The organism is Micromonospora sp. NPDC051196, assembly GCF_040682415.1.
GTDB lineage: Bacteria > Actinomycetota > Actinomycetes > Mycobacteriales > Micromonosporaceae > Micromonospora.
Genome location: NZ_JBFBAY010000004.1, coordinates 259,060 through 285,046 on the forward strand (window position 1 = coordinate 259,060; position 25,987 = coordinate 285,046).

The 25,987-nt window shown below is 71.3% G+C and carries 25 protein-coding genes; 18 read left to right on the forward strand and 7 right to left on the reverse strand.

Going from position 1 to position 25,987, the window contains the following annotated elements; all coding sequences use genetic code 11:
* Positions 1 to 25: 25 nt before the first annotated feature.
* On the forward strand, positions 26 to 1,717 hold the full coding sequence (locus AB0M35_RS11645) for an ABC transporter ATP-binding protein (protein ID WP_363744244.1): 1,692 nt from the start codon (positions 26 to 28) through the stop codon (positions 1,715 to 1,717).
* Positions 1,714 to 3,465 carry an ABC transporter ATP-binding protein gene (locus tag AB0M35_RS11650; protein ID WP_363744246.1) on the forward strand — a complete coding sequence of 584 codons (1,752 nt, stop codon included), beginning with the start codon at positions 1,714 to 1,716 and terminating at the stop codon, positions 3,463 to 3,465. The genes AB0M35_RS11645 and AB0M35_RS11650 overlap by 4 nt, the downstream gene beginning before the upstream one ends.
* A gap of 58 nt (positions 3,466 to 3,523) precedes the next feature.
* Here AB0M35_RS11650 and AB0M35_RS11655 read toward each other — a convergent pair whose 3' ends face one another.
* Both AB0M35_RS11655 and AB0M35_RS11660 read right to left on the reverse strand, forming a co-directional pair.
* A complete protein-coding gene (locus tag AB0M35_RS11655; protein WP_363744248.1) occupies positions 3,524 to 4,156 on the reverse strand; it encodes an HNH endonuclease family protein in 633 nt (210 codons plus the stop codon).
* 146 nt (positions 4,157 to 4,302) lie between these two features.
* Positions 4,303 to 4,968, reverse strand: a complete 666-nt coding sequence (locus tag AB0M35_RS11660; RefSeq protein ID WP_363744249.1) for a YceI family protein — start codon at positions 4,966 to 4,968, stop codon at positions 4,303 to 4,305.
* A gap of 219 nt (positions 4,969 to 5,187) precedes the next feature.
* On the opposite strand from AB0M35_RS11660, the gene AB0M35_RS11665 reads away from it, so the two are divergent.
* The 5 genes from AB0M35_RS11665 (at position 5,188) to AB0M35_RS11685 (ending at position 9,299) form a co-directional block, all read left to right on the forward strand.
* Positions 5,188 to 5,727 carry an RNA polymerase sigma factor gene (locus AB0M35_RS11665; protein WP_363744250.1) on the forward strand — a complete coding sequence of 180 codons (540 nt, stop codon included), beginning with the start codon at positions 5,188 to 5,190 and terminating at the stop codon, positions 5,725 to 5,727.
* Positions 5,724 to 6,506: a zf-HC2 domain-containing protein gene (locus tag AB0M35_RS11670; protein ID WP_363744251.1), complete on the forward strand. Its 783-nt coding sequence runs from the start codon at positions 5,724 to 5,726 to the stop codon at positions 6,504 to 6,506. Before AB0M35_RS11665 ends, AB0M35_RS11670 begins: the two co-directional genes overlap by 4 nt.
* Positions 6,503 to 7,261 (forward strand): ABC transporter ATP-binding protein, encoded by a 759-nt coding sequence (locus AB0M35_RS11675; RefSeq protein WP_363744252.1) that lies wholly within the window; start codon positions 6,503 to 6,505, stop codon positions 7,259 to 7,261. Before AB0M35_RS11670 ends, AB0M35_RS11675 begins: the two co-directional genes overlap by 4 nt.
* Complete coding sequence (locus AB0M35_RS11680; protein WP_363744254.1) at positions 7,258 to 8,526, forward strand: hypothetical protein; 1,269 nt, start codon at positions 7,258 to 7,260, stop codon at positions 8,524 to 8,526. Before AB0M35_RS11675 ends, AB0M35_RS11680 begins: the two co-directional genes overlap by 4 nt.
* Positions 8,527 to 8,669: 143 nt before the next feature.
* On the forward strand, positions 8,670 to 9,299 hold the full coding sequence (locus tag AB0M35_RS11685) for a hypothetical protein (protein WP_363744503.1): 630 nt from the start codon (positions 8,670 to 8,672) through the stop codon (positions 9,297 to 9,299).
* Between the two features lie 16 nt (positions 9,300 to 9,315).
* On the opposite strand, the gene AB0M35_RS11690 is transcribed toward AB0M35_RS11685, so the two are convergent.
* A complete protein-coding gene (locus AB0M35_RS11690; protein ID WP_363744256.1) occupies positions 9,316 to 10,092 on the reverse strand; it encodes an IclR family transcriptional regulator in 777 nt (258 codons plus the stop codon).
* A gap of 53 nt (positions 10,093 to 10,145) precedes the next feature.
* Between AB0M35_RS11690 and eda the strand changes: the two genes are divergently transcribed.
* Both eda and AB0M35_RS11700 read left to right on the forward strand, forming a co-directional pair.
* The gene (eda, locus tag AB0M35_RS11695; protein ID WP_363744258.1) at positions 10,146 to 10,802 is read left to right on the forward strand and encodes a bifunctional 4-hydroxy-2-oxoglutarate aldolase/2-dehydro-3-deoxy-phosphogluconate aldolase; all 657 of its coding nucleotides are present in this window, start codon (positions 10,146 to 10,148) and stop codon (positions 10,800 to 10,802) included.
* Between the two features lie 5 nt (positions 10,803 to 10,807).
* Positions 10,808 to 11,908 carry a sugar kinase gene (locus AB0M35_RS11700; RefSeq protein WP_363744260.1) on the forward strand — a complete coding sequence of 367 codons (1,101 nt, stop codon included), beginning with the start codon at positions 10,808 to 10,810 and terminating at the stop codon, positions 11,906 to 11,908.
* 66 nt (positions 11,909 to 11,974) lie between these two features.
* On the opposite strand, the gene AB0M35_RS11705 is transcribed toward AB0M35_RS11700, so the two are convergent.
* Complete coding sequence (locus AB0M35_RS11705) at positions 11,975 to 12,961, reverse strand: serine hydrolase (protein WP_363744262.1); 987 nt, start codon at positions 12,959 to 12,961, stop codon at positions 11,975 to 11,977.
* Between the two features lie 282 nt (positions 12,962 to 13,243).
* On the opposite strand from AB0M35_RS11705, the gene AB0M35_RS11710 reads away from it, so the two are divergent.
* The 4 genes from AB0M35_RS11710 (at position 13,244) to AB0M35_RS11725 (ending at position 17,028) form a co-directional block, all read left to right on the forward strand.
* Positions 13,244 to 13,801 (forward strand): carboxymuconolactone decarboxylase family protein, encoded by a 558-nt coding sequence (locus AB0M35_RS11710; RefSeq protein WP_363744264.1) that lies wholly within the window; start codon positions 13,244 to 13,246, stop codon positions 13,799 to 13,801.
* A gap of 97 nt (positions 13,802 to 13,898) precedes the next feature.
* Positions 13,899 to 15,062 carry a M20 family metallopeptidase gene (locus tag AB0M35_RS11715; protein WP_363744266.1) on the forward strand — a complete coding sequence of 388 codons (1,164 nt, stop codon included), beginning with the start codon at positions 13,899 to 13,901 and terminating at the stop codon, positions 15,060 to 15,062.
* 47 nt (positions 15,063 to 15,109) lie between these two features.
* Positions 15,110 to 16,261: a glutamate--cysteine ligase gene (locus AB0M35_RS11720; RefSeq protein WP_363744268.1), complete on the forward strand. Its 1,152-nt coding sequence runs from the start codon at positions 15,110 to 15,112 to the stop codon at positions 16,259 to 16,261.
* Positions 16,262 to 16,428: 167 nt separating this feature from the next.
* Positions 16,429 to 17,028: a nitroreductase family protein gene (locus AB0M35_RS11725; protein WP_363744505.1), complete on the forward strand. Its 600-nt coding sequence runs from the start codon at positions 16,429 to 16,431 to the stop codon at positions 17,026 to 17,028.
* Here AB0M35_RS11725 and AB0M35_RS11730 read toward each other — a convergent pair.
* Complete coding sequence (locus AB0M35_RS11730) at positions 17,012 to 18,556, reverse strand: NAD(P)-binding domain-containing protein (RefSeq protein WP_363744270.1); 1,545 nt, start codon at positions 18,554 to 18,556, stop codon at positions 17,012 to 17,014. The genes AB0M35_RS11725 and AB0M35_RS11730 overlap by 17 nt on opposite strands.
* 322 nt (positions 18,557 to 18,878) lie before the next feature.
* On the opposite strand from AB0M35_RS11730, the gene AB0M35_RS11735 reads away from it, so the two are divergent.
* The gene (locus AB0M35_RS11735) at positions 18,879 to 19,463 is read left to right on the forward strand and encodes a hypothetical protein (RefSeq protein ID WP_363744271.1); all 585 of its coding nucleotides are present in this window, start codon (positions 18,879 to 18,881) and stop codon (positions 19,461 to 19,463) included.
* 92 nt (positions 19,464 to 19,555) lie between these two features.
* Here AB0M35_RS11735 and AB0M35_RS11740 read toward each other — a convergent pair whose 3' ends face one another.
* Complete coding sequence (locus AB0M35_RS11740) at positions 19,556 to 20,527, reverse strand: hypothetical protein (protein WP_363744506.1); 972 nt, start codon at positions 20,525 to 20,527, stop codon at positions 19,556 to 19,558.
* Between the two features lie 500 nt (positions 20,528 to 21,027).
* Between AB0M35_RS11740 and AB0M35_RS11745 the strand changes: the two genes are divergently transcribed.
* Genes AB0M35_RS11745 through AB0M35_RS11760 form a run of 4 tightly spaced genes read left to right on the forward strand, consistent with a single transcriptional unit; the run spans position 21,028 to position 25,002 of the window.
* The gene (locus tag AB0M35_RS11745) at positions 21,028 to 22,266 is read left to right on the forward strand and encodes a glycosyltransferase 87 family protein (protein ID WP_363744273.1); all 1,239 of its coding nucleotides are present in this window, start codon (positions 21,028 to 21,030) and stop codon (positions 22,264 to 22,266) included.
* Complete coding sequence (locus AB0M35_RS11750; protein ID WP_363744275.1) at positions 22,263 to 23,324, forward strand: glycosyltransferase; 1,062 nt, start codon at positions 22,263 to 22,265, stop codon at positions 23,322 to 23,324. The genes AB0M35_RS11745 and AB0M35_RS11750 overlap by 4 nt, the downstream gene beginning before the upstream one ends.
* Positions 23,321 to 24,322 (forward strand): lysylphosphatidylglycerol synthase domain-containing protein, encoded by a 1,002-nt coding sequence (locus AB0M35_RS11755; RefSeq protein ID WP_363744277.1) that lies wholly within the window; start codon positions 23,321 to 23,323, stop codon positions 24,320 to 24,322. Before AB0M35_RS11750 ends, AB0M35_RS11755 begins: the two co-directional genes overlap by 4 nt.
* Positions 24,323 to 24,378: 56 nt before the next feature.
* Complete coding sequence (locus AB0M35_RS11760) at positions 24,379 to 25,002, forward strand: class I SAM-dependent methyltransferase (protein ID WP_363744279.1); 624 nt, start codon at positions 24,379 to 24,381, stop codon at positions 25,000 to 25,002.
* A gap of 7 nt (positions 25,003 to 25,009) precedes the next feature.
* Here AB0M35_RS11760 and AB0M35_RS11765 read toward each other — a convergent pair whose 3' ends face one another.
* A complete protein-coding gene (locus AB0M35_RS11765; RefSeq protein ID WP_363744281.1) occupies positions 25,010 to 25,816 on the reverse strand; it encodes an AfsR/SARP family transcriptional regulator in 807 nt (268 codons plus the stop codon).
* Between the last annotated feature and the right edge of the window lie 171 nt (positions 25,817 to 25,987).

A 25,987-nucleotide genomic window follows, 5' to 3' on the forward strand; every position in this document is an offset into this window, starting at 1 on the left:
GCCTAACTCCAGAAGTGAGGCACGGATGACGAAGACCCCTGCGGCGGCACCGACCGGCCGGCTGATCGGCGGGATGTTCCGACGACAACGCCGCGACACGGCGTTGTGCGCCGGCTTCTGGTCCCTGCACCAGGTGTGTGAGGCGCTCGTCCCGGTGGCGATCGGTCTGGTCATCGACCAGGCCGTGGGGACCGGCTCGACCTCGGCGATGCTCTGGTCGGTGCTGGGGATCTTCGCGCTGTTCCTGGCGCTCACCATGGGCTGGCGGTTCGGGTTCTGGTTCCTGTCCAAGGCCGTGGTCCGGGAGTCACACGACCTGCGCATGCAGGTGGTCCGGCGGGTGCTCACCGGACGTGGCATCCGGACCAACCGGCAGAACGGTGAACTGCTGTCGATCGCCACCTCCGACACCCAGGCCGCCGCCGAACTGCTGGAACTGGGCAGCCGGATGATCTCCGCGTTCCTCGGCCTGACCGTGGCGACGGTGGTGCTGCTGCGCATCGACTGGTCGCTCGGGCTCGGGCTGGTGGTCGGCGTCCCGCTGCTGGTGCTCGGGCTCAACGCGCTCGGGCCGGTGGTGGAACGGCACACCTCGGCACAGCAGCAGGCCATCGGCCGGGCCGCCGCGACCGCGTCCGACCTGCTGCGCGGGCTTCGGCCGCTGCGCGGGTTCGGTGGGGTCGACGAGGCCGCGCGCCGCTACCGGGCGGCCAGCCGCACCTCGCTGCGGGCCAACGTCGGCGCGGTACGCGCCGGCGCCACCTTCGTCGGTGTGTCGACGTTCACCACCGGCCTGCTGATCACCGTGGTCGCCGCGCTGGCCGGCTGGTTCGCCCTCCAGGGGCGGATCACCATCGGTGAACTCATCACCATCGTCGGACTGGCGACGTTCATCAGCGACCCGGTGCTCAACCTCGCCGACTGTGTCTTCCGGCTGGCCACCGCCCGGGCCAGCGCGGCCCGGGTCGCCGAGGTGCTCGCCGCGCCCGAGCCGGCCGGGTCCGGCGACGCGGCGGCGCAGCCGGGCACGCTGGTCCTCGACGAGGTGCACGCACCGGGCCTGGACGGCGTCAGCCTCACCGTACGGCCCGGCGAGATGCTCGGCGTGGTCACCGAGCAGACCCGCACCGCCGACGCCATCACCGAACTGCTGGCCGGGGCGCGGCCTCCCGAGCGAGGCGAGGTGACGCTGGCCGGCACGCCGGTAGGCGACCTCGACGTCGCCACGCTGCGACGGGTCGTCCTGGTCGAACCGCACGCGGTGGACCTGTTCGGCAGCACGTTGCGCGAGGTGCTGCAGACCGGCGACGAGCACGACGACACGGCGCTGCGCCGGAGCATGACCGCCGCCAGCGTGGACGTGCTCACCGACGGCGACGCCGGGCTGGACCGGGAGTTGCTGGACCGTGGGCTGGACCTCTCCGGTGGCCAGCGGCAGCGCATCGCCCTGGCCCGGGCGCTGCTCGCCGACCGGCCGGTCACCGTACTGCGCGATCCGACCACGGCGGTCGACGCGGTCACCGAACACGCCATCGCCGACGGGGTACGCGAGTACCGCGCCGGCGGTGACCGGGCCACCGTCCTGGTCACCACCAGCGCACCGCTGCTCGACCGCTGCGACCGGGTCGTCTTCGTGCACGCCGGTCGGGTGGCGGCCGTCGGACGTCACCGCGAACTGCTCGCCCAGTCCGCGTACGCCGAGGTGGTGCTGCGATGAGCGGCCCGACGTCGACGATCCTGCCCGTCGCCACCGGCCGGGCCGCCCTGGCGACCTTCTGGCGGGCGCTGCGCCGCCACCCGATGCTCGGCTGGGCCTCGATCGCGGCCTCGCTGGCGGCCAGCGCCGCCGCGGTCGTCGTACCGTTGCTGCTCGGTCGGCTGGTCGACCTGGTGGTGGCCGGCGGTACCACCCGGTCGCTGCTGCTGACCTCGGCCTGGATCCTCGGCGCGGGTTTCGCCGCCGCGGTGCTGACCGGTGCCGCCCGCTGGCTGGTCACCGAGTGGGGCATGCGGGCCTGCGCCGACCTGCGGGAGGAGGTCCTCGACCACGCCCTGCGGATGGACTCGGCCCGGCTGGAGAGCGCGGGCTCCGGGGATGTCGCCGCCCGGGTCACCGACGACGTGGAGCAGGTCACCGACTCGATCCAGTTGGCCGCCGGGGTCTTCACCGCACTGGTCACCGTCGTGGTCACGTTCGTCGGCTTCACGGCCCTGGACTGGCGCATCGCCGCCGCGTTCCTGGTCGTCTTCCCGGTGTACGCGCTGAGCCTGCGCCGCTTCGTCCCTGCGGCCAAGCGTCTGTACGCCGCCGAACGACAGGCCGCCGCGGTGCGCACGCAACGCCTGCTGACCACCTTCGGCGGGGTCCGGACGGTGCACGCGTACGGCATGGAGCAGCGGCAGAGCCAGCGGGTCGAGCAGGCCTCCCAGGAGGCGGCCGACGCCCGGCTACGGGCGGTACGCGGGTTCCTCTGGTTCGCGAACATGATGAACTACGCCGAGGCGATCGGCCTGACCGCCGTCCTGCTGGCCGGGTTCCTGCTGGTACGCGCCGGGGACAGCAGTGTCGGTGACGTGACCGCCGCCGCGTTGCTGTTCCACCGCCTCTTCGGCCCGCTCGGCATGCTGCTGATCTCGTTCAACGACATCCAGTCGGCCGGTGCGGCGCTCGCCCGGCTGGTCGGTGTCACCGAGGTCGACGTGCCGGCGCAGCGGACCGCCGAGACGCCCACCCGGGGGCCCGCCGGGGTCACCGCCAAGTCGGTGTCGCACCAGTACGCCGCCGGCCCGACGGTCGTGCACGACGTGTCGATCGAGATCGCCGAGGGCGAGTCGTTGGCGATCGTGGGCGCCAGTGGTGCCGGCAAGACCACCTTCGCGGCCATTCTCGGCGGGGTGTTCCCGGCCACCGACGGCGCGGTGTGGCTGGGCGGCCGGCTGATCGACGACCTCGGCCCCGACGAGTTGCGCCGCACCGTCGGCGTGGTGACCCAGGAGGTGCACGTCTTCGCCGGCACGCTCGCCGACGATCTTCGGCTGGCCGCCCCGCACGCCACCGACGAGCAGTTGCACGACGCGTTGCGCCTGGTCGGCGCGGACGGCTGGGTCGCCGCGTTGCCGGACGGGCTGGCCACCCCCGTCGGCGACGGCGAGCATCCGCTCACGCCCGGTCAGGCCCAGCAGTTGGCGCTGGCCCGGATCGTCCTGCTCGACCCGCCGATCGTGGTGTTGGACGAGGCGAGCGCGGAGGCCGGCAGCGCGGGTGCCCAGCAGCTCGAACTGGCCAGCCAGGCGGTGATCCGGGGTCGTACCGCCATCGTGGTGGCGCACCGACTCACCCAGGCGCACGCCTGTGACCGGGTGGCGGTGATGTCCGGCGGTCGGATCGTCGAGCTCGGTCGCCCCGAGGACCTGGTCGCCGCCGGTGGCCGGTACGCCGAACTCTGGGCGGCCTGGCGGCGCTGACCTGACCGCGGACCTGGCGGTGCCGGCGAGCACCGCCAGGTCACGGCAGGTCAGCGGGTCAGCAGGTGTTCAGCATCGAGGCCAGGGCCGACTTCTCCGCGCTGTCGACGGAAAGCGCGTAGTACCACTTCGTCTGGATCCAGGCCCGGGCGTAGGTGCAGTGGAACGCGGCGCGCGGCGGCTTCCAGGCGGCCGGGTCCTTGTCGCCCTTGGCCTGGTTCACCGTGCTGGTGACCGCCCACAGTTCGGGGCCACCGAGGTCGTTGGCGTAGGTCTGCCGCCGCGAGGTGCTCCAGGCCCAGGCACCGGAGCGCCACGCCTCGGCGAGCGGGACCATGTGGTCGATGTCGATCTGCGTCGGGCTGGTCCGGGTCAGCCCGTCGTACGGGCTGTACCAGGAACCGGAGGTCGGATAGCAGCTCGCGTCGACGGTGACGTTGGTGCCGTCACGCTTGAGGACCTGCTCCCGGGTGTTGCAGGTGCCGGTGACCGTGCTCCAGTGCGGGAACAGGTCCCGGTTGTAGCTGGACTGGTGGGATTCGGCGGCGACGGTGAGCGCGTTGAGGCGGCTCAGCGCCGTGGCGTACGAGGGGATGTTGGGCGGGGTGGCGTGGGCCGGCCGTGGGACCAGCACCAGGGACAGGGCGAGGGCGACCACCATGGCGAGGGCGGCCTTGCGTACGTGAGCCACGCGGCGACTCCTGACTGTCGCCTGCCACGGCGGGTGGGGGTGGCCCGCTGACGGGCGTGACCGGCGACAGTCGGATTCTCGCAAAGATCGTGATCAATGAATACGCCGGCGAACGAAACGATCGTTAAATCCGGATGAAGAGGGGCCTACCCCTGGCGGATGGCCTCGCCGGCGATCTCGATGCGAACGGTGCGGCCGACCAGTACGCCGCCGCTGTCCAGGGCCACGTTCCAGACCAGGCCGTAGTCCTCCCGGTTGAGTTCCGCCGTGGCGCTGAACCCGAAGATGTCCTGCCCGTACGGGTCGCGTCGGGCGCCACCGAACTCGACCTGGCAGTCCACCGGGCGGGTGATGCCCTTGACGGTCAACTCGCCGGAGAGCACGAACCGGGCGGTCACCGGCCGCGTCGGCGGCGCCGGCTCCTCCACCACCGCCCGGCGACCGAGCCGGTGGTTCTTCAGCTTGGCCCAGAAGAAGATCGGATCGGTCTTGTCCAGGGCGGTGATGCCGGTGCTGCGGTACTCCAGGGTCGGGAACTGCTCCACGTCGAGGAAGTCGGCGCTGCGCAGGTGGGTGTCCCGGTCGACGTTCGCGGTGTCGATGCTGGCGGACTGGATGGTCGCCACGATCGTCGACTCCAGCGGATCCTCGGCGACGGTGATGCGGGCGGTCGCCTGGCGGAACTCGCCACGGACCGGGCTGACCATCATGTGCTTGGCGAGGAAGCCGATCCGCTTGTGCCCGGCGTCAAGCTCGTAACTGCCGGGTGCGGGGATGGACATGCCGTTCCAGATGCGCGTGGAGCCGGTCATCGCTCGCCACTTCCTCCCCCGCCTTAACTCAAGGCCCAGACCGGCACCGGACGGCCGGACGATCATCGACGCCAAGCATAGGGAGGTCAGAGGGGGTTTCCCTCCCCCGACCAGTGGTGATCGTGAGGACAATCACCAGGCCGGACGCCCCGGGGGACGGCGGGCGGCGGGTCACGCCCGCGGAGAACCGTTTCGGCGACGGCTGCGTCCTAACCTTGCGTGATGGATTCAGACGACGCGGCGTTGCTGCGCCGCGTCGGTACGGGCGACCGCCGCGCGTTCGACGTGCTCTACGCGCGACACGCACCGTGGTTGGTGCTGCGGCTGCGCCGCCGGTGCCGCGACCCGGAGTTGGCCCAGGAGTTGCTCCAGGAAACGTTCCTGACCGTGTGGCGGGCGGCGGCCGGCTACCGGGAGGACGGCGCGGTGACCGGCTGGCTCTGGGCGGTGGCGTCACGCCGGCTGATCGACGCCCACCGGCGCATCGCGGCCCGTCCGTCCACGGTCGGGGCGGTGACGCCGGAGTCGGTGCCTGCCTGGTCGCCGTCGGCCGAGGACGAGGCGTTGGCCGGGTCCTACGACGCGGCCCTGGAACGGGCGCTGCACCGGCTGTCGCCGGAACTGCGGGCGGTGTTGCAGGCCACCGTGCTCGACGGGTTGACCGTACGGGAGACGGCGACGCTGCTGGGCGTACCGGAGGGAACGGTCAAGACCCGGGCGATGCGGGCCCGCCGGGAGTTGCGGGAGGCGCTGTCGTGACAGCTTTTCACCTGGACGCCCGGACGCTGGCGGCGTACGTCGACGGTGATCTGGACGACGTCGACGCCTGGTCGGTGGAGACGCACCTCGACCGGTGCGCCGCCTGCCGGGGCAACCTCACCCTCGACGATCCGACCCGGCGGCTGGTCGAGGCGGCGGCGGTGGCGGTGGCCGCCCCGCTGCCACCACCGGGCCGGGTACGCCCGGCGACCCGCTGGCGTCGGATCCGGGTCCTGGTGGGTGCCGGCCCGGCCGCCCGGGGTGCGTGGCTGGTGGCGGTGGCGTTGACCGGGCTGGCCGCGCTGGGGCTGGCGGTCAGGCCGGAGATGCTGCCGCCGTGGCTGCTGTTGTTGGCCGCGCCGATGCTGCCGGCGGTCGGCACCGCCCTGTCGTACGGGTCGTGGTCGGATCCGCTGCACGAGATGGTGGCGTCGACACCACAGGGCGGGCTGCAGATCATCCTGTGGCGCACGCTCGCGGTGCTCGCGGTCACCGCGCCGGTCACGCTCCTCGCCGGCGCGATGACCGGCGTCGGTACGCCGATGGTGTGGCCGCTGGCCGGTCTCGCGCTCACCGCCCTGACGCTGGCGCTCGGCTCGCTGATCGAGCCCGGTCAGGCGGCGGCGGTGGTGGCCGGTGCGTGGGCGGTGATCGTACTGGCCCCGATCGGCGAGTGGGCGGTGCTGATGCAGGCCGGTCCGGTGTGGCTGACGGTCACGGCAGCGGCCGTGCTCGTGGTGTGGACCCGGCGGGATCAAGTAGGGAGACGAACCGCGTGAGCGTGACGGTGAGCGTACGAGGGTTGCGGGTCAGCTACGGCCGACGGACCGCCCTCGACGAGTTGGATCTCGACCTGGGTCCGGGGGTGCACGGCCTGCTCGGCCCCAACGGGGCCGGCAAGACGACACTGATGCGGGTGCTGGCCACCGTGCGGCGACCCGACCGGGGGCAGGTGCGGCTGCTCGGGCAGCCGCTGTCCGACGCGGCCGGGCTGCGGTCGGCCCGTCGGCAACTGGGTTACCTGCCGCAGTCGTTCGGGTTCTATCCACGGTTCACCGTTCGGGAGTTCGTGGAGTACTTCGCCTGGCTGAAGGAAATGCCGGCGGCGCAGATCCCGCTGGCGGTGGACCGGGCGATCGAGCGGGTCGGGCTGCTGGACCGGGCCGACGACCGGATGAAGCACCTCTCCGGTGGGATGCTCCGCCGGGCCGGCATCGCCCAGGCCATCGTCAACGATCCTCGGTTGCTGCTGCTGGACGAGCCGACCGCCGGCCTGGACCCGGAGCAGCGGGTGGAGTTCCGTGCGCTGCTGCGGGAGTTGGGACTGGATGCCGTGGTGCTGGTCAGCACGCACCTGGTCGAGGATGTCGTGGCGGCCTGCACCCGGGTCAGCCTGATGGACGCGGGACGGCTGGTGTTCGACGGGCTGCCCGCGGAACTCATCGCGGCCGGTGGGGCCGGCGACAGTGGCGACTCCCCGATCGAACGCGGCTACGCCGCTGTGCTGCGCGACGCCCGGGCGGCAGCCCGGTGAGGCGGATCCTGCGTACCGAGTTGCGTCGGGGCACGGCGCCGTGGGCGGCGGCGGCGATGTGTGGCGCCGGGGTGTGGATGCTGGCCGTACATCCGGAGGATTGGGGTGGCCGGTGGGCCGGGCTGGTCAACTACCTGCGCACCTCGATGCTGATCCTGTGCGCGCTGATGGTCGCGGCGGGCGTGTGGCAGGCCGGCCGGGAGCGGCGGCGCGGCATCGACGAGATGGTGGGTTCCACCCCGCGTCCCGGTTGGCAGCCGATTCTGGTGGCGTGGCTGGCGGTGACGCTGGCCGGCACCGTCGGGGTGCTGGTGGCCTTCGCCGGGGCGGGGGTGCTGGTCGCGCGGGTCGCGACGTACGCCGGGGACGGCTGGTGGTGGACGCTGCTCGTCGGGGTCCTCGCGTTGGGCACGGCGACCGCCGGTGGCATGTGCGTCGGCCGGCTGGTGCCGCTGCGCCTGGCCGCACCGGTCGCCGGGTTGGCCGCGTACCTGGCGCTGGCGATCCTGACGTACGCCGACACGAAGGGCGCGGTGTGGCTCACCCCGGTGCAGGGCGGTCAGGCCGCGTACCAGGTGGTGCCGGGCCGGGTGGTGGCCTGGCAGGTGGGCTGGCTGCTGGCGTTGACGGTCGTGCTGCTCGCGCTCGCCGCCCGGCGCTGGTTGGCCGCCGCGCTGGCCGGTGTGCTCGCGATGGGTGTCGCGGTGCCGATCGTCACCGGCCCCGGCCCGTACCGTCTGCCCGTCGACCCGGACGCGGTCGCGCTGGTCTGCACGGACACCGGCCCGCAGGTGTGCGTGGCCCGGATCCACGCGTTCCTGCTCGACGAGGTGACCCCGGTGGTGCAGCCGGTCCTGGCCCGGATCGAGGGCATCCCCGGCGCCGCCCACCGGGCGGTTGACGACGCCGCCCGGCCGGTCGACCAACCGCAGCTGCCCGGTGACGGGACGATCTGGCTGCACCTCGACGGGCAGCCCACCGTCCGGGGCGGCCTGGCGAAGCAGGACTGGCTGGAGACCGACCTGCGGGCGGTGACGGGGTTGAACTGCACCTACGACGATCATGACCGCGAGGCCGAACGGGCCTACCTCACCGGCGGGCTGGCCCACGCCTGGCTGTTCGAGTTGCCGGCGAGCCCCGAGGTCCCGGTCGACTGGCTCTACGCGCTGCCGATGCCGGCGCAGCGGGCCTGGTTCGCCGACTACCTGCGCGCGGCGGCCGCCTGCGACCTGCCCGCGCTGACCCGGCTCAGGCAACCCCGGTGAACGGCCGCAACACCGACCAGCCTCGATCGCGCCGCAACGCCGTTGACCGTCCTCCGGCAGCCACCGTGCCCGACGGTGGTGGCGCTGTCGCCTCCCGGGCCACGTCCGCTCGTCGGGCCACGTCGACCGGCCGTCGGTTCGCGCTGCATCTGACCGCGCGCGGTGGGCCGGCATTCCTGGTCGGCCTGGTCGTGATCGCGGTGCTGGCCTGGGCGGCGGGCAGTTGGCTGGCCGATCGACCCACCTTCGGCGGATCGGTCGCCCGTATCCCGGTGGTCGCCCTCGCTCCCCTGCTGGCTGCCGTGCTGCTCGGTCCGAGTCTGGCCGGTGCCGACGAGGAACTGGAACGCGGCACGCCGCTGCCGTGGCGGGTGTGGCGGACGGGTCATGTGCTGCTCGCCGCCGTCCTCAGCGCGGCCGTGCTCAGCCTGGCCGGGCTGGCCGACCCGCACACCTTCGGCGCGTACGCCCTGGTGCGCAACACGCTCGGACACACCGGTCTGGTGGTGGGCGCGGCGGCGCTGCTCGGTGTCCGCCTGGCCTGGCTGCCCGCCTTCTGCTACGGCTGCGCCGTCTACGCCGCCGCCCCGCGCGGCACCGACCGGGTCACCGCGATCTGGGCCTGGCCGGTGCAGCCCTCGTCCGCCACCGTCTCGTGGCTGGTCGTCGGGGTGTTGTTCGTCGCCGGCATCACCGGCTATGTCCTGCGCGGTGCCGGCGGCCGGCACGGTCGGTGGCCGGTCCTGATCCGCTCCCGACTCAGCTGGCGGTGAGCAGCCCGCGCGCGGCTCAACTGGCGGTGAGCAGGCCGCGGGCGGCGCGGACCTGGTCGACCGCGTGGCCCAGCGCCGCCACCACCCGCTGCTGCACCTGCTCGTTCAGGCGGGCCGCCGGGATGGAGAGGCTGATCGCGTCCACCGCGGGGGTGTGCAGGGGCACCGCGACGGCGAAGCAGACGATGCCCTCGGTGTTCTCCTCGTGGTCGACGGCGTAGCCGCGTTCCCGGCTGGCCGCGAGGTCGGCGTGCAGGGCCGCCAGGTCGGTGATGGTGTGTCGGGTCAGCGCCGCCGGGGACGACCCGAGGATCGTGTCGACCTCCTCGGCGGCGCGTTCGGCGAGCAGCACCTTGCCCAGGGCGGTGGCGTGCGCGGGCAGGCGTCGTCCGATGGCGCTGTAGAGCCGCAGCGGATGCGACGATTCCCGCTTGGCGGTGTAGACCACGTGCGCGCCGTCGAGTCGGCCGAGGTGCACGGTCTCGCCGAACTGCCGGGACAGGTCGTCGAGCACCCCGGCGAGCAGCCCTACCGCGTCGTCGGTGTCCAGGTACGCGGCACCGACCTGGAGGGCGCGTACGCCCAGCCCGAAGCGGGTGCCGGTGTCGTCGGCCTCCACCCAGCCGCGCTGCATCATCGTGCGCAGGATGCCGTGCAGGCTGCTCTTCGGGATGCCCAGGTCCCGGGCCAGGTCGCCGAGGGAACGTCGCCCGCCGGAGGCGGCCAGCGTTTCCAGCACCTCCAGCGTGCGCCCGGCCGACTTGACCGGTTGGAAGCCCTCGGCGGATGTCATGGCGTCACTGTAGCGGGATTGACATTGCCCGGATCAGCAGTAGGGTCACATATGTGACTGCCGTTCATCCTTCTGAACAGCCCGCCGACGTCTCCGAGACCATCGCCGCGGGCCGGATCCTGCCGGTCGTCGTGCTCGACGACGCCCGTGCCGCCGCCCCGCTCGGCGCCGCGCTGGCCGCCGGTGGCCTGCGCAGCGTGGAGGTGACCTTCCGCACCGACGCCGCCGCCGAGGCGATCCGGGCCATGTCCGAGGACCCGCAGCTGCTCGTCGGCGCCGGCACCGTGCTGACCCCCGGCCAGGTGGACGAGGCCGTCGCGGCGGGTGCCCGGTTCATCGTCTGCCCCGGCTTCAGCGCGCGCGTGGTCGCCCACTGTCAGCAGGTCGGCGTGCCCGTCTTCCCGGGCGCCGCCACCCCGACCGAGATCCAGATGGCCATCGACGCCGGGCTGGACACGGTCAAGTTCTTCCCCGCCGAGCAGCTCGGCGGCACCACGATGATCAAGGCGCTGGCCGCGCCCTTCCGGTCCGTACGCTTCATCCCGACCGGCGGGGTGAACACCGGGAACCTGCGCGACTACCTCAGCCTGCCGCCGGTCCTCGCCGTCGGCGGGACTTGGATGGTCGCCCCCAGCCTGCTCGCCGAGGGCCGGTGGGACGACGTGACCGCACTGACCGCCGCTGCCGTGACCGCCGCCCGGGAGATCTGATCGCGATGTCCATTCTCGACCTGCGCCCCGCCGAAGCGTGCCGCTACGACCTCGTCTCGCTCGGCGAGGTGATGCTGCGCCTCGACCCCGGAGAGGGGCGGGTACGCACCGCCCGCAATTTCCGGGCCTGGGAGGGCGGCGGTGAGTACAACGTCGCCCGGGGCCTGCGCCGCTGCTTCGGGCTGCGCACCGCCATCGTCACCGCGTTCGCCGACAACGAGGTGGGACGGCTGCTGGAGGACCTGATCCTCCAGGGTGGCGTCGACCCGTCGTTCATCCGCTGGATGCCGTACGACGGCATCGGTCGCAGCGTGCGCAACGGCCTGAACTTCACCGAGCGGGGCTTCGGCGTACGCGGCGCGGTCGGCACCTCGGACCGGGGCCACACCGCCGCCAGTCAACTGCGCGCCGACGACGTCGACTGGGACCACCTCTTCGGCGACCTGGGGGTGCGCTGGCTGCACACCGGCGGCATCTACGCGGCGCTGTCGGAGACCACGCCGGAGACCATCGAGGCGGCCATGGTCGCCGCCCGCCGACACGGCACGATCATCTCGTACGACCTGAACTACCGGCCCAGCCTCTGGAAGGCGGTCGGCGGGCAGGCCCGCGCACAGGAGGTCAACCGGCGACTCGCCCGGTACGTCGACGTCATGATCGGCAACGAGGAGGACTTCACCGCTTCCCTCGGCTTCGAGGTGCCCGACACCGACGCCAGCCTGTCCGAACTGGAGGTGACCAACTTCCAGCGGATGATCGAGGAGGTCACCAAGGAGTTCGACAACTTCCGGGTGGTGGCCACCACGCTGCGTACGGTGCGCAGCGCGACCGTCAACGACTGGGGTGCGATCGCCTGGGCCGGCGGCCGGTTCGTCCAGGCCACGCACCGGCCCGGCCTGGAGATCATGGACCGGGTGGGCGGCGGGGACAGCTTCGCCTCCGGGCTGATCTACGGCCTGCTGGAGCAGCACGACCTGGCCACCGCCGTGGAGTACGGCGCGGCGCACGGCGCCCTGGCCATGACCACCCCCGGCGACACCTCGATGGCCAGCCGCAAGGAGGTCGAGGCGCTGATGCGCGGCGCCGGAGCCCGAGTCCAACGCTGATCCGGCCACCCGGTGTCAGGCAGTGCCGTCGCCCGACTCCGACGCTGATCGGGGTCGGGCGACGGCTCACGCCAGGGCCGGCAGGATCACCTGCTCCAGCAACGTCGCCGGGATCCGCCAATCCTCGGGATCGTCGTAGTTGCCGGCGGTCACCGCCACGCTCAGGCCCAACTCGGGCAGGACGAACAACCGCTGTCCGCCGTTGCCGATGGCGGCGACGACTCGACGGCCGGCAACCGACTCCAGGTACCAGTGATAGCCGTAGCCGGCATCCCAGGTGGTCCGCGTACGCGGCGTGAGCATCGCGTCCAGCCACGCGGCGGGAACGATCCGGCGCCCCTGCCAGACGCCCCGGGCCAGCACCAGCTCACCGATGCGGGCCAGGTCGCGTGGTGTCAGCCGCAGCCCGGACGCGGCCGAGGCCACCCCGTCCGTGCCACTGGACCACTCGACGTGGGTGATGCCCAGCGGTGCGAACAGCGTCGCTTCGGCGTACTGCGGCAACGGCTGACCCGTCCCCTGGGCGATCAACCCACCGAGCAGCGCGGTGGCGCCTCCGCAGTAGCTCCACCGGGTGCCGGGTGGTTCCAGGATCGGTTGCTCCAGGACGTAGCGGTACCGGTCCGGTGCCAGCTCCATCGCGATCTCGGCGTTCGCCGGACTGTCGTACGGCACGTCCTCACGCCACTGCAATCCGAGCGTCATGGTCAGCGCGTGCTCGACGGTGAGCCGGGCCCGGCCCGGTTCGGCGGCCAGGTCGGCGTACGCCGGGAAGTGGCGCAACAGCGGGTCGCTGAGGGCGGGCACCCGGCCCTCACCGAGCGCGATGCCGTACAGCAGCGCGGTCACGCTCTTGGTGACCGACCGTACGTCGTGCAGTGTCCGAGGTTCGAACTCGATGATGCCCAACGCCTCGCCCCAGGCGTGATCCGCGCCGGTGCCGTAGTGCTCCAACAGGATCTGGCCGTCCCGGACCACCGTAGTCGCGTGCAGGCCGTTCAGCCGGCCGGCCCGCAACGCCTCGGTCAGGAGATCACTCAGCTGGGTGGTCATGTCACCTCTCGCCACCAAAGGGGATCGACAGGACCAGTTTCGCCAACGCCTTCAAGCGCCAGTTCGCCACCGCACCCGGCAGGTACCGCCGGGTGCGGTGGCGACGGCGTGCAGGCCCGGACAGCGCACGAATGAAGAAGCACGACGGCGGACCGGATGTGATCGTGGCTGCGCGGCGTCGCTCACGCCGCCCCGCGCGGGCAGCCGTCCTCGGTCGGGCCGCACCCCTCGGTGAGCGCCGTCCGGGCGGGCCACGACGCACTGCTGAAGGGCAGGACGAGCATGGCGCACATCGATCTCGGAATCGATGAGAAGCAGTTCCCCGGCATCACCGGTCCGATGCGCTACCGCCCGGAGACGGCGAAGCCGCTCAACGAGTTGGCCGAGGTGCTGCTGCGCGCCCCGCACACGCTGCCGGCCGGTGAGCGGGAGCTGATCGCGGCATACGTGTCCGGGCGTAACGAGTGCAACTTCTGCTGCGCCTCCCACTCGGCGTTCGCCGCCGCACAGCTCGACGAGGGTTATGACCTCGTCGACCAGGTGCGTGCGGACCTCGACACCGCCCCGATCTCGGCCAAGCTGCGGGCGCTGCTGCGCATCGCCGGCGCGGTGCAGATCAGCGGCCGTAACGTCACCAGCGAGCTGATCGCCGACGCCCGCGCGGAGGGCGCCACCGACCTGGAGATCCACGACACTGTCCTGATCGCCGCCGCGTTCTGCATGTACAACCGGTACGTCGACGGGCTCGGCACCTTCGCCCCCGCCGGCCGCGACGCCTACGCCGAGACCGCGCGTCGGGTCGTCGATTTCGGTTACGGAGCCGCTGTCTCGGCTGACTGAGCACACAGCACGGACAAGGGTGCCGCTCCCCGATCCCTCTGCGATGGTCGATGGACATGCCTGGCCAGGCCCGTCACCCGCGAGTACGGAGGGATCGATGGACCACGCACGCCGTCTGCGCCACGCCGCGAACAAGCTCCAGGCAGACATGGTCGACCAGCTGGGCACCCTCGTCGCGTACGAGTCGGCACCGGGCTCGCTGCCTCATCTCGAGTCCTGTGCCGACCTGCTCGCCGGTTGGGGAGAGGAAGTGCTCGGACGCCGCGCCCAACGGGTCGTGCTCGATGGTCTACCGCATCTCTTGTGGCCGGCGGCCGATCAGCGGGTGCTGCTCCTCGGTCACTTCGACACGGTCTTTCCGGTCGGCACGATCCGAACCAGACCCTTCACCGTACGGGGGAATCTCGCGACAGGCCCCGGCGTCTGCGACATGAAGGCCGGCATCGTGCAGATGTTCACGGCCCTGCGCCTGATCGAGGACACCTCGACGATCGGGGTGCTGCTCACCTGCGACGAGGAGAGCGGATCCGTCACCTCCCGACCGCTGATCGAGCGCGAGGCACTGCGCTCGGGCGCGGTTCTCGTCTGCGAGGCGGCCACTCCCGAGGGACATGTGAAGGTGGCCCGCAAGGGCGGCTCGGTGTACCGCCTCACGGTCCAGGGCCGCGCCGCGCACGCCGGCGTGGAACCCCAACGCGGGGTCAACGCCACGGTCGAGGTCGCCCATCAGGTGCTCGCGCTGGGCGCGCTCGGTGCGGCGGACAGCGGAGGCACCTCCGTCACCCCCACCCTGCTCTCCGCCGGTACGACGACGAACACGGTGCCGGAGAGCGCCAGCCTGGCCGTTGACGTACGGGCCTGGACCAGAGCCGAGCTGGAACGCGTCGACCGCGCCATTCGTAAGCTGGAGCCGTACCTGTCCGAGGCGACGCTGGCCGTGTGCGGCGGGATCAACCGCTACCCCATGCCCGCCGAGCTGGCCCGACCGCTGCTGGAGCTGGCCCAGTCCACTGCTCGGGCACTCGGCATGCCGAAGCTCGTCGGCGCGTACGCCGCCGGTGCCTCGGACGGCAACTTCACCGCCGCGCTCGGCGTACCGACCCTCGACGGCCTGGGTGCGGTCGGGGGCGGGGCACACTCCGCCGACGAGTACGTCTGCCTCGACCGGATGCCGGAACGAACGGCGCTGCTGGCCGGGCTGTTGGCATCGGTGTCCTCGATGGAGGGTTTCGGCGCGCAGGCTGTCAGCAGAATCCCGTAACCTGCTCACCGTCGGCAGAGGGCCGGCAGCGAGAGGTCGGCGGTGGCATGACTGTGAGAGAGCGGCCAGGAGCAGCCGTCCCCCTGATCGGCGTCGAGGAGGAGTTCCTCGTCGTCGACGCCGATCGGGGCGAGGTCGTTCCGGAGGCGGCCACCGTCGTCGACCGGGCCCGCCCGACCCTCGGGACCAGGGTGGGCGGCGAGATCACCAAGCTGCACGTCGAGACCCGTACCGACCCGTGCCTGAGCCTGGACGACCTCGGGGCGCAGCTCACCGAAGGCCGGTGGGCGGTCCAGAACGCCGCCCGGTCAGCGGGGCTGCGGGTGATCGCGAGCGGTTCCCCGGTGCTCGGCCGGGCCGTACCACCGCCCATCACCGAGGGGCCCCGCCAGGACCGTGGCAACGCCACCTTCCGGGGCCTGCACGACGAGCTCGCGATCTGCGCCGTACACGTGCACGTGGAGGAGCCCGACCGGGACCGGGCCGTGTTGATCGGCAACCACCTGCGTCCGCACCTGCCGGTGTTGCTCGCGTTGACGGCCAACTCGCCGTACTGGTGCGAGCGCGACACCGGCTACGCGAGCTGGCGCAGTGTCACCTGGGGCCGGTGGCCGGTGGCCGGCGCCCCGCCGTTCCTGACGTCCGCGCAGCAGTACGACGACCACATCGACATGCTGCTCGAGGCGGGCGCGCTGGTCGACCACGGCACGATCTTCTGGGATCTGCGCCTGTCGGCGAACCACCCCACCCTGGAGGTGCGGGTGGCCGACGTACCGATCACCGCCGCCGAATCCGTGGCGTTGGCCGCTCTGGTGCGGGCGTTGGTGGTCGTCGCGGGCCAAGCCGTCGACACCGGCGACGAGGGGCCGAAGCCGATCCCCGATCTGTTGCGACTGGCGTACTGGCGGGCCGCCCGCGACGGGATGGGTGGCCACGGCATCGACGTGGCCACCGGTCGGCTGCTGCCCGCTGCCGCGCTCGCCGAGCGACTGGTCGAGCTCGCCCGACCCGCCCTGGACGAGGCGGGCGACCGGCAGCGGGTGCAGGACTGGCTGGCCTGGCTCGCCACCGACGGCGACGGGGCGACCCGCCAGCGGGCCGTCGCGGCGCTGCGTGGCCGCCTGACCGACGTGGTCGACGAGATCGCCGTCCGCACCGCCCCCGCCGTGCCGGTGAGCCAAGAGGGCACGCTTACATAACGACGAAACGCACCTGCCTCCGCAATGCTGGATGAACCGAACGTCGCGCGGCGGGCATCGCCTCCCGGCGGCGACCGGTCCACCTGTTTCAGGGGAGGCCACAGGTGACTGACACGAACCTGCTACCCAGGGTTGCGATCCAGCACCTTCGTAGACGACCGGCGGACATGATCCGTGATGCGGAGGCGTTCGCGGAGCGGATGGCGCAGCGTCGTTCTGTGCGTGACTTCGCCCCCGACCCGGTGCCGGACAGGGTGATCGAGGCAGCGATCCGGGCCGCGTCGACCGCACCCAGTGGTGCCAACGTGCAGCCGTGGCGCTTCGTCGTACTGACCGATCCGGTCCGCAAGCGGCGGCTACGCGAGGCGGCGGAGGCCGAGGAACGCGAGTTCTACGACCGCCGCGCCTCGCCGGAGTGGCTGGGCGCGATCTCCGGGCTCGGCACCGACTGGCGGAAGCCGTTCCTGGAGACCGCACCGGCCGTCATCGTCGTGTTCGAGGTGCACCAGGGGCCACACAGCCCGAAGCCGTACTACGTCAAGGAATCCGTCGGCATCGCGGTCGGCGTGCTGATCACCGCGCTGCACCACGCCGGCCTGGTCACCCTGACCCACACGCCGAGCCCGATGCGGTTCCTCAACGAGGTGTGCGAGCGGCCACGGGAGGAGCGCCCGTACGTGGTGATGCCGGTCGGCTTTCCCGCGCCGGACGCCCGCGTCCCGGACCTGGCCCGCAAACCGCTCGACGAGGTCATGATCCGTTGGTGAGGTCCTTGGTGAGGAACTCGACCAACGGCTCGACGTGCCGGTCCGGGCGCCGCCACTCGGCCAGCAGATCCTCCAGCAGGTGCAGCTCGGCAAGCATTTCGGTGCCACGGTAGCGCCGGATCACCGGGTGGATGAAGGCGCTCTCCCGGGCCCGGTCGGGGGTCGGATGACGCTCGATGGCGAAGACGTCACCGTAGTCGTCGCGGCCCCACCGCAGCGCCAGCGTGTACCACTGGGTGGCATCGGCGAAACGCTCCACCGCGTAGTCCTCCGGCAGGTCCTCGTAGTGGTTGAAGTCGCCGGTGGCGTCGTCGCGGACGAACACGTCGCAGAGGTACTCGAACTGGGTCCACAGTGCCGAACTCCAGTTGACCCGGTCGAGCATCAGCTTGGTCAGCGAGGCGGCGTCGGCGGGTGTCGTCGCGTACGACAAGGGCACGTTCTCGTAGCGCTCCCGCAGCAACCGGGTGAAGGTACGCAGATTGTAGCGGAACCCGTCGATGAACGGCGACGACGCGTGCTTGACGTCGCGGGCCTGGGCGATGGTGCCGGCGAAGTACAGGTCGTCGACGTTGGTCGACTGCCAGTCGGGACGCAACCCGGGCATCCGGTCGTCGCGCACCATGTCGGGGCGGCAGGTCTCGTCGAACAGCGTGGTGTCCATCTGGAAGCCGGTGCATCGCACCACCTTGTGGTAGTCGAGCACGGCGGTCTCGCCGTCGGCGTGGGTGTAGGTGATCGACACCTGAAACCGCCCGTCGACCGGCCGGATCTCGTCGATGGTGCAGTCGAGCACCGAGTGCAGCGTCTTGAACTGGTAGCTGTCGAGGATCGCGCCGTACTGGCCGCGTACGTCGCCGGGGTGTTTGGTGTTCCAGGCCAACTTCAGCGGGTGTCGGCTGGCCAGGTGCACCATCGACGCCCGGCCGAGGATGGCCGAGGCGGTCTCGAAGGCGGAGTTGCCCTTGCCGATGATGAGGACCCGCTGCCCCTCGTACGCCTCGGGGTCGATGACCATGTCCTCGTAGCCGATCGCGTGCTCGATGCCCGGGATGGCCGGCACGAACGGCTTGCCCCAACCGGCGGCGACGACGAGGCAGCGCGCCCGCACCTCGCCCTGGTTGGTACGCAGGGTGAAGCCGTCGGCGGTCCGGGTGATCCGCTCGACCGTCGTGCCGAAGGAGATGTTGAGCTGGTAGTGCCGCTGGAACTCGGCGAGGTAACGCACCAGGTCGTCGGCGGACGGCAGGTACTCCTTGCTGAAGTTCGGGAACAGCAGGTCCGGGGAGTCGTTGAGCAGCGAGTTCCAGTCCCAGCGCAGCCGGATCTCGGGATCGGTGCTGTCGGTGTGCACCTTGTTCAGCGAGATGAGCCGGCGGTGACGGGGGAACCGACGGAAGAACCCGCCGGGTGAGTCACCACTTTCGAGCGTCAGGTAATCGGCGCCGTGCTGCTGAAGGTAGTAGCTCAGCTGAACACCGGCAGGGCCGGCCCCGACGATGACGTACCTGTGCTCGTTGCTGACCATCCTGCGGCCCCTTCGACTGAGAGATGAATCCATTGACCATGGAATGCATGACGGCGCGTGTCAATGCCACCGCGTACCGTCGCGCAAACCGGCCTGTGCCCGAACTGTTGCCGGAGCGGGTGAAAGCGTGCTGGAATGGCTCACATCGCCGCAGCGTGGGGGCAACCGCGCTGGGAACGGCAGCACGGGAGCATCGCGTTACCGGCAGCGCGCCAACTTGGCGGACGCTCGCGCCGCAGCGCCGGGCCACTGCTCGACCGGGCATCTTTCCTGGGTACGTCCCGCCAACTCAGCAGTACCGGCGACGAGGTGAGAAGCAGTCATGGTTTCCCGAGCAAGTTTCCCGGGGTGGTACCGGCACCGTTACGTGTGGGTGGCGGCGATCCTGCTGACCGTGTCGGCCGGCACGGTCGTACTGGTCAAAGCGGCCGGCTCGGAGGCCGAGCCGACGGATCTGCGGGGGCAGATCATGACCCGGATGCGGACCACGCTCGAACAGGCCGACCCGGAGCAGCACAACCACGCCGGACACAACCTCCAGCAAGTGGCCAACGGCGACCAGGCGAAGCCGGCGGTGATCTGCGGGGTCCACGTCTACGGCTTCGAACCGTCCGAGGCGAGCAGGCTCGCCGACGTGCAGACGGTCTACGGGTTCCATCTCTGCGGGGTCGCCGAGCAGAAGCGCACCTGGGACTGGGCGGTCAAGTTGGCCGGCCCGGTAATCATGGATCTGTCGACGGACCCACCGGGCATCCAGGTGGTCGAGGCGACCGAGGACGTCATCTTCATCGACCGACTGCGGCAGATGTTTCCCCCCAAGTACGCGGAGCCGGCACAGAAGGAGGCGCTGTCCCCTTCGGAAATGGCCGACCTGCGCCGCCGGTACGACGCCGCGGCGGGGCTCTGACCGCCGCCGTCCATTCGGTGCCGGCGCTTATGCATCAATCGACACGTCACCGGCCCCGGCCAATTGGCCGGGGCCGGTGATTTCATGTGCCCCTACGCCGGAGAAATGCCTTCGGCAAAGTCGTAGAGGCTCTTGATGTCATCGTCGAAATAGGGGCCGTCGAATTGGCCGTTGCCCGGGTTGTCACCGTGGCTGACGACACTGTTGATGTATCCGTACCCGGTGCTGTCGTTGTATTCCTGGAGCCAGGGTCCGCCGCTGGAACCGTAGGTCATGTTGCACCACATCCGGATCTGCTGGCCGCCGGCGTTCCAGGTGGTGCCCTGGCAGTAGTACTGGCTCTCGCCGCCACCGAGGTTGGACGGGTAGCCCAGCGCGGTCACCGAGACGCTGTAGCCGTAGTTCCAGCGCAGGCCGTGACCACCCACCGTGTCGACGACCTTGAGCCCGTAGGAACCGCCGTTGTTCATGACGGCGATGCCCATGTCCTCCGCGAAGCTGCTGCTGTTGATCCACGCGGTACGGGTGTTCAGGCTGGACGCCACGAAGGTGCCGAACGGACGGGCGCCGTCACGGTAGCGCGGGACGAACTGCCAGTTGCTGTACCACTGCCCGCCGGCACCCCCGTGCACGCAGTGACCCGCGGTCACCACCAGCCGCCGCTTGCCGCTGGCGACGGTGCTGGCCGAACAGGAGGCGGTGCCACCGCCGGGGACGGTGAAGTAGACCTTCCCGACGGCCAGCGACTCGTTGACCATGGTCCGGACGTCGTCAGTGCCGGCGATCCTGGGCGCCATGGGCGCCACCGCGCCCGCCGGCCCGGTGGGCTTCGGCGCACGGGCCGGTGACTCGACGGCGCCGCCGGGCCGGGCGAAGGTCAGGTCGACGGCCGAGGCCATCCGCTCCGGCGTCCAGAACTCCGCGACCTCCTTGGCGATCTTGTCGTTGGTGATCGCGCGACCGTCGAGGGTACGGGCGACGGTGCTGGTGTTGCCGTTGCTCTCGGTGGTGGTGGGATTTGCACTGACGGCCGGTGCGCCCCCCAGGACCAACGCGATCGACATTCCCGCGATCGCGGTCCAGCGCAGGGTGGATTTCAAAGAGGACCTCCCTTGTCCTTGGCTTCCCGAGCGGGAATAGACGCAGCATATTGATTGATGAGCATTGATCGCAATGAACGAGAAGTGACAGTTTTTGGACTAGCGCATGAAACGCCTCCCCACCAGGCACTTGCAGGATTCGGGCGCCACAATTGCCCCTGCAACTCGCGCTTTGACGCAAAGCTGTCACAGTTCTGACGTAATTGGTTTTCACCGCAGATGACAATTGCGACCCAAGCTATTTGAGGGCATCGCCATCCGCCGGATCGCACCCCGAGCGGGAGGTCGGCCTCGCCACGGCCGGCACCCACCCCGCTCCGCCCGGTGCCCAGCCCTGCTGCCTACCTGCCTACCTGCCTGCCTGCCTGCCTGCCTGCCTGCCGTCAGTAATCCAGATCAGTTACAGGAAGCGTTGACGTATCGATTGTTACCGTCTGCCGACCGACTTTCGAAGGGGGCCTGCCGTGACGATCCTCGCGCCGACGACGGCTCCTCGGCCGGATCGCCGGTCCCGGACGGCGCTGTCCGTCACCGCGCTGCTGGTGCTTGCCGGGCTGGTGAGCGCCGCTGCGGTCGTCGTGCATCGCAGCACCGGCCGATTCTGGGAGGATCTCGCCGTCTACCGAACGGCCGCGATCGCCGCCGCCGGTGGTGACGGGAGGCTCTACGACGCCACCCACCAGGGTGCCGACGGCATCGTGCTGGGCTTCACCTACCCACCGTTCGCCGCGCTGCTACTGCAACCGCTGGCGTACGTCGGCGCCACGACCGGGATCGGAATCTGGTCGATGGCCTCGGTCCTCGCGTTGGCCGCCGTGGTACGAGCGTCGCTGCGGGCCGCCGGCGCGGGTACCGGCGCCGGTGCCGTCCTGGTGGGCACGGTCGCGGTGCTGCCGGTCTTCCCGGTGGCCGGTCACCTGCAGACCGGCCAGGTGGGCCTCTTCCTGATGCTGATCGTGTTGCTGGACCTGACCGGGGAACCCGACAGCCGCTGGCGTGGTCTGGGTGTGGGCATCGCCGCCGGCATCAAGCTGACCCCGCTGATCTTCGTGGCATACCTGCTCTGCCTGCGCCGATGGCGTGCGGCAGGGGTGGCGACGGCCGGATTCGCCGCCACCGTCGGACTCGGCTTCGGCTGGCGGCCGGTCGACTCGGCCCGGTTCTGGGGCGGCGGCCTGTTCGACACCACCCGGGTCAGCGGCGACCCCCGGACAGTGCTGAACCAGTCGTTGCACGGCGCAATGGCCCGGCTCGGCGACACTGCCGACGTCACCGCCGTCTGGCTGCCGTTGGCGGTACTGACGGCACTGGCCGGGCTCGTGGTCGCGGTCCGTTGTGTCCGGGCCGGTGACCAGTTCCTCGGCGTGCTGGCCTGCGCGACGACCGGCCTGCTCGTCTCGCCTGTCTCCTGGCACCACCACTGGGTGTGGTGCGTACCCGCACTGGTGCTGCTGACGGTACGCGGCCGGCAGGCCGGTGACCGGGTCGCGGTGGTTGCCGGCGCACTGCTCTGGGCCGGCTTCGTGGCCAGTGCAGCCTGGGTTCTCATCGGGCTACGCGGCACGGATCTGCACTTCCGGGGCCTGGATCTGCTGCACACCAACCTGTACGTGCTGGTCGGGGTCGTGGCGCTGGGCTGGCTGGCGCTGCGTCCGAGTGGCGGACGGGCCAGCCTCGACGACACCAAGGGGTGGATTCGGTGAGGGTGTCGGTGGTAGTGCCGAACTACAACAAGGAGCGGACCCTGCGCGACTGCCTGTCGGCGGTCTACGCCCAGACGGCACCGCCGGCCGAGGTGATCGTCGTCGACGACGCGAGCACCGACCGGTCCCGGCAGATCGCGGCCGATTTCCCATGTACCGTGCTGGCCTTCCCGGTCAACCGGGGAGTCTCGGCGGCCCGCAACGCCGGTGCGGGCCGGGCGACCGGTGAGGTGCTGTTCTTCGTCGACTCGGACATCGCCCTGGCACCCGGGGCACTGGCCGCCGCCGTAGGAACCCTTGAGGCGTACCCGGACTGCGGTGTCGTGCAGGGCATCTACGATCTGCGTCCGCTCTACGACGACGGCCCGGTCGAGGCGTACAAGACGTTGTTCGAGCACTTCTGGCGACGCCGGGCCACCGGGCTGACGACCACCACCATGTTCGCGCTCACCGCCGTACCCAGGGCGGTCTTCGAACAGGTCGGCGGCTTTGACGAGCGGCTGCGCGACGCCGAGGACGTGGAGTTCGGCACCCGGCTGCCGCAGCGGTACACGATCCGGGTCAGCGACGAGATGGTCGGACGGCACGACGACGTGGACCGGCTGCGGCCGTACCTGTCGGAGCTGTTCCGCCGTGCGGTGACGTACGCCGGTGCGGTGGTCGCCACCCGCTGGGAGCGTCCGGCCGCCGGATCGGGCGGTCGGTCCGGCGACCCGTCGGACGGCCCGGGGCGGACCCCGCACCGGGTCGACCTCGGCTCGGTGGTCGGCATGGTCTCCAGTGGCTTGACGGTGGGCACCGCGCCGCTGGTCCTGCTGTCACCCTGGCTGGCCGCGCTACCGGTGGCCCTGGTCGGCGCCGCTGTCGTGGCGGACCGGGAGTTGCTGGCGTTCGCCCTGCGGCACCGTGGCCCACGGTTCCTGCTCTACGCCGCCGGCCTGCGGTGGCTCACCCACCTCACGGAGTTCGTCGGGATGGGGCTGGGGGTGTCCGGCGCGCTGCTGCGGCGGGCCCGGGCGGCAGGCTCGCGGCAGGTCACCGTGGAGTCGCGCCGGTGAAGGGCCGCTGGTGGCGGCTGGTCAACCGCGCGTTCACCGTCGTCTTCGTGGTGGCCCTGACGGTCGGTCTGGTGCTGTTCGTACGCTCTCAGGACTGGGCTCCGGTGGCGGAGTTGGCCGGCCGACTGGACCCGTGGCGAGTGGGTGTCGCCCTGGCCGGTGCCCTGCTGATCAACGCGGTCGGACTGCTGCTGGGAATGGTCTCGTGGCGGGCGATCTTCGTCGACCTCGGGGCGCCGGTGGACCGGTGGACCGCGTACCGGCTGTTCTTCGTGGGGTTCCTGGCCAAGTTCGTGCCCGGCCGCTTCGTCGCGCTGCCCGTGCTGCTGCGGATGGGCAAGGAGATCGAGGTGGGGCCGGTCCGGCTGGCCGGAGTGTTCCTGCTCAGCTGGGCGGTGGTGGCGATGACCGGGATGACGGTCGCGCTGGCGGCCGGGCCGGCGTTGCTGTCCGGGGCCACCTGGTGGCTGCTGCTGGCCACGATCCCGCTGATCGGGCTCGTGGTCCGCCCGGATCTGCTCAACCGCGGGATCGCCCTGGCCGCCCGGCTGCTGCGCCGACCGCCACCGCAGGTCGTCGCCTCCCCGGCCGGCCTACGTCGGGCCGTCGCCGCGCAGTCACTGTCCTGGGTCGTTTCCGGGCATCACCTGTGGCTGCTCGCGGTGGCCGCCGGCGCGCCGCCCCTCCGGTCGTACCTGATCTGCGTGGCGGGGTTCGCCGCCGCCGCCGTCGCCGGCCTGGCGGTGGTGGTCGCCCCGGACGGCCTGGGCGTACGCGAGGCGGTGCTGATGCTCGGGCTGGCCACCGTACTGCCGGTGGCCGTGGCCACACCGGTGGTGCTGATCAGCCGGCTGGTCTGCGCGCTCAGCGAGGTGGCCGTCGGTGGTGGCGGACTGCTGCTGGCCCAGTACCTGCACCGGCGTCGACTGCGGCTCGAACGGCACGTCGACGCCGGGCCGCAGCAGAGTTCGGTCGAGCGGGCGGCACCGGTCGGCTGACCGCACCCCACGCGTTCACAGCTGCCGGTCCTGACCGGCAGAGAGAGGTCGGTGACATGGTGTCGAAGCTGAGGACGATCGCAGGGCGGATCGGTGCGCCGGTCCGGACGCTGGTGCGGCGCAGTCCACGGTTGAACGCGGCGCTCTGGGACGTCCAGTACGCGCTGGGTTTCTGGGGCTACCTCGACGAGGCCGGTGGGGGCAGCGTGCCGCTGTCGCTGATCGAGGCGTGGGCGCCGCACCCGACGATCCTCGACCTGGGCTGCGGCACCAGCGCCAACCTCGCGCTCTCGTCCGGCCGGTACCGGCATTATCACGGCGTGGATATCAGCCGGCGGGCGATCGAGACGGCCCGGTCGCTCAACCGAGCGGACGCGTCGTACGCGGTGGCCGACATCCGGACGTACGTCCCACCGGGCCGATACGACGCCATCCTGCTCCGCGAGGTGATCTACTACCTCTCCGTGACGGAGGCGGCCGAGCTGCTGCACCGGTTGCCGGGGCTGCTCACTGCGCGCGGCAGGATCCTCGTGCAGATCTACGACGTGCAGCGGTCCCGGCAGTTCGTGGAGGTGATCCGGGGCTGCGGGCTGGACGTGGCCACCTGGCAGCCGCCGGGGGCCGGCGACGGTGCCCCCGACGCGTTCTTCGTGCTCACCCCGGCCGCTGTCGAGTCCTGACGGTCGGTCAGACCCGGACGCGCCGCTCCCACCACGGCCACACCGTGACCGGCTCACTGCGCAGCAGCCGGCGATGCAGGTCCTGGAGCCGGTGGCCGGGTTCCACGCCGAGCCGGTCGGCCAGCGTGGTCCGGGCGTCCTGGAAGGCGGTGAGCGCCTCCGCCCGCCGGGACGTCTGCCCGAGTGCGACGAGCAGCAGCTCCCACAGCCGCTCCCGCATCGGATGCTCGGCCAGCATCCAGCGCAGTTCGGCGACGACGTTCTCGATGTCGCCCAGCAGGAGCCGCACGCCGGTCATCTCCTCCAGCACGTCCTGGCGAAGCTCGGCCAACCGGATCCGTTCGGCCTCGGCCAACGGGCCGGTGGCCTCGTGCAGCGCCCGACCGGACCACCGGGTGAGCGCCCGCTGGAACAGGTAGAGCGCCCGGGTCAGATCCTGTTGGGAACGGGCGGCGCGGGCGCTGCGTACGTCCTGCTCGAACCGGACGGTGTCCACCGCGTCGGCCGGTATGTCGAGGGTGTAGCCCGGTCGGGTGGAGCGCAGCACCCGGGCCAGCGCCGGCCGATGGCCGGGCGGTTCCAACGCCCGGCGCAGGCGGCCGATGTAGGTGTGCACCATGTTCTCCACCGAGTCGGGTCGCCGGCCGACCCAGATCGCCTCGACGATCTGGGCGACGGACATCACCATGCCGCTGCGCATCGCCAACACGGCGAGGACTTCCCGTTGCCGGGGTGTGCCCAGGTACAGCGAGGTGTCGCCCCGGCGGGCCCGCACCGGCCCCAGGAGCAGTATGGACAGTTCATCTTGCGACATCAGGTGTCTCTCCCAGCCAGCTCAACCGGGTTGTGAAGACCCGGTTCAGCGCTCATCGACGGCTCTGTCCTGGCACCGGACACCCACGGCTTCGGGGGTGCTCCGGCTGACCAGTGAGTCGACGGGTTGACGTGTGGCGGTCCGGCCCCGTGCCCGGGCAGGCCATGACAG

Bases quoted from the DNA above. Each gene is read 5' to 3' on its own strand.
- AB0M35_RS11700 (WP_363744260.1), top strand. From the start codon at position 10,808: ATGTCCATTCTCGACCTGCGCCCCGCCGAAGCGTGCCGCTACGACCTC.
- AB0M35_RS11760 (WP_363744279.1), top strand. From the start codon at position 24,379: ATGGTGTCGAAGCTGAGGACGATCGCAGGGCGGATCGGTGCGCCGGTC.
- AB0M35_RS11725 (WP_363744505.1), top strand. From the start codon at position 16,429: ATGATCCGTGATGCGGAGGCGTTCGCGGAGCGGATGGCGCAGCGTCGT.
- AB0M35_RS11690 (WP_363744256.1), bottom strand. From the start codon at position 10,092: ATGACATCCGCCGAGGGCTTCCAACCGGTCAAGTCGGCCGGGCGCACG.
- AB0M35_RS11720 (WP_363744268.1), top strand. From the start codon at position 15,110: ATGACTGTGAGAGAGCGGCCAGGAGCAGCCGTCCCCCTGATCGGCGTC.
- AB0M35_RS11650 (WP_363744246.1), top strand. From the start codon at position 1,714: ATGAGCGGCCCGACGTCGACGATCCTGCCCGTCGCCACCGGCCGGGCC.
- AB0M35_RS11715 (WP_363744266.1), top strand. From the start codon at position 13,899: ATGGACCACGCACGCCGTCTGCGCCACGCCGCGAACAAGCTCCAGGCA.
- AB0M35_RS11765 (WP_363744281.1), bottom strand. From the start codon at position 25,816: ATGTCGCAAGATGAACTGTCCATACTGCTCCTGGGGCCGGTGCGGGCC.
- AB0M35_RS11735 (WP_363744271.1), top strand. From the start codon at position 18,879: ATGGTTTCCCGAGCAAGTTTCCCGGGGTGGTACCGGCACCGTTACGTG.
- AB0M35_RS11645 (WP_363744244.1), top strand. From the start codon at position 26: ATGACGAAGACCCCTGCGGCGGCACCGACCGGCCGGCTGATCGGCGGG.
- AB0M35_RS11740 (WP_363744506.1), bottom strand. From the start codon at position 20,527: ATGTCGATCGCGTTGGTCCTGGGGGGCGCACCGGCCGTCAGTGCAAAT.
- AB0M35_RS11705 (WP_363744262.1), bottom strand. From the start codon at position 12,961: ATGACCACCCAGCTGAGTGATCTCCTGACCGAGGCGTTGCGGGCCGGC.
- AB0M35_RS11660 (WP_363744249.1), bottom strand. From the start codon at position 4,968: ATGACCGGCTCCACGCGCATCTGGAACGGCATGTCCATCCCCGCACCC.
- AB0M35_RS11730 (WP_363744270.1), bottom strand. From the start codon at position 18,556: ATGGTCAGCAACGAGCACAGGTACGTCATCGTCGGGGCCGGCCCTGCC.
- AB0M35_RS11710 (WP_363744264.1), top strand. From the start codon at position 13,244: ATGGCGCACATCGATCTCGGAATCGATGAGAAGCAGTTCCCCGGCATC.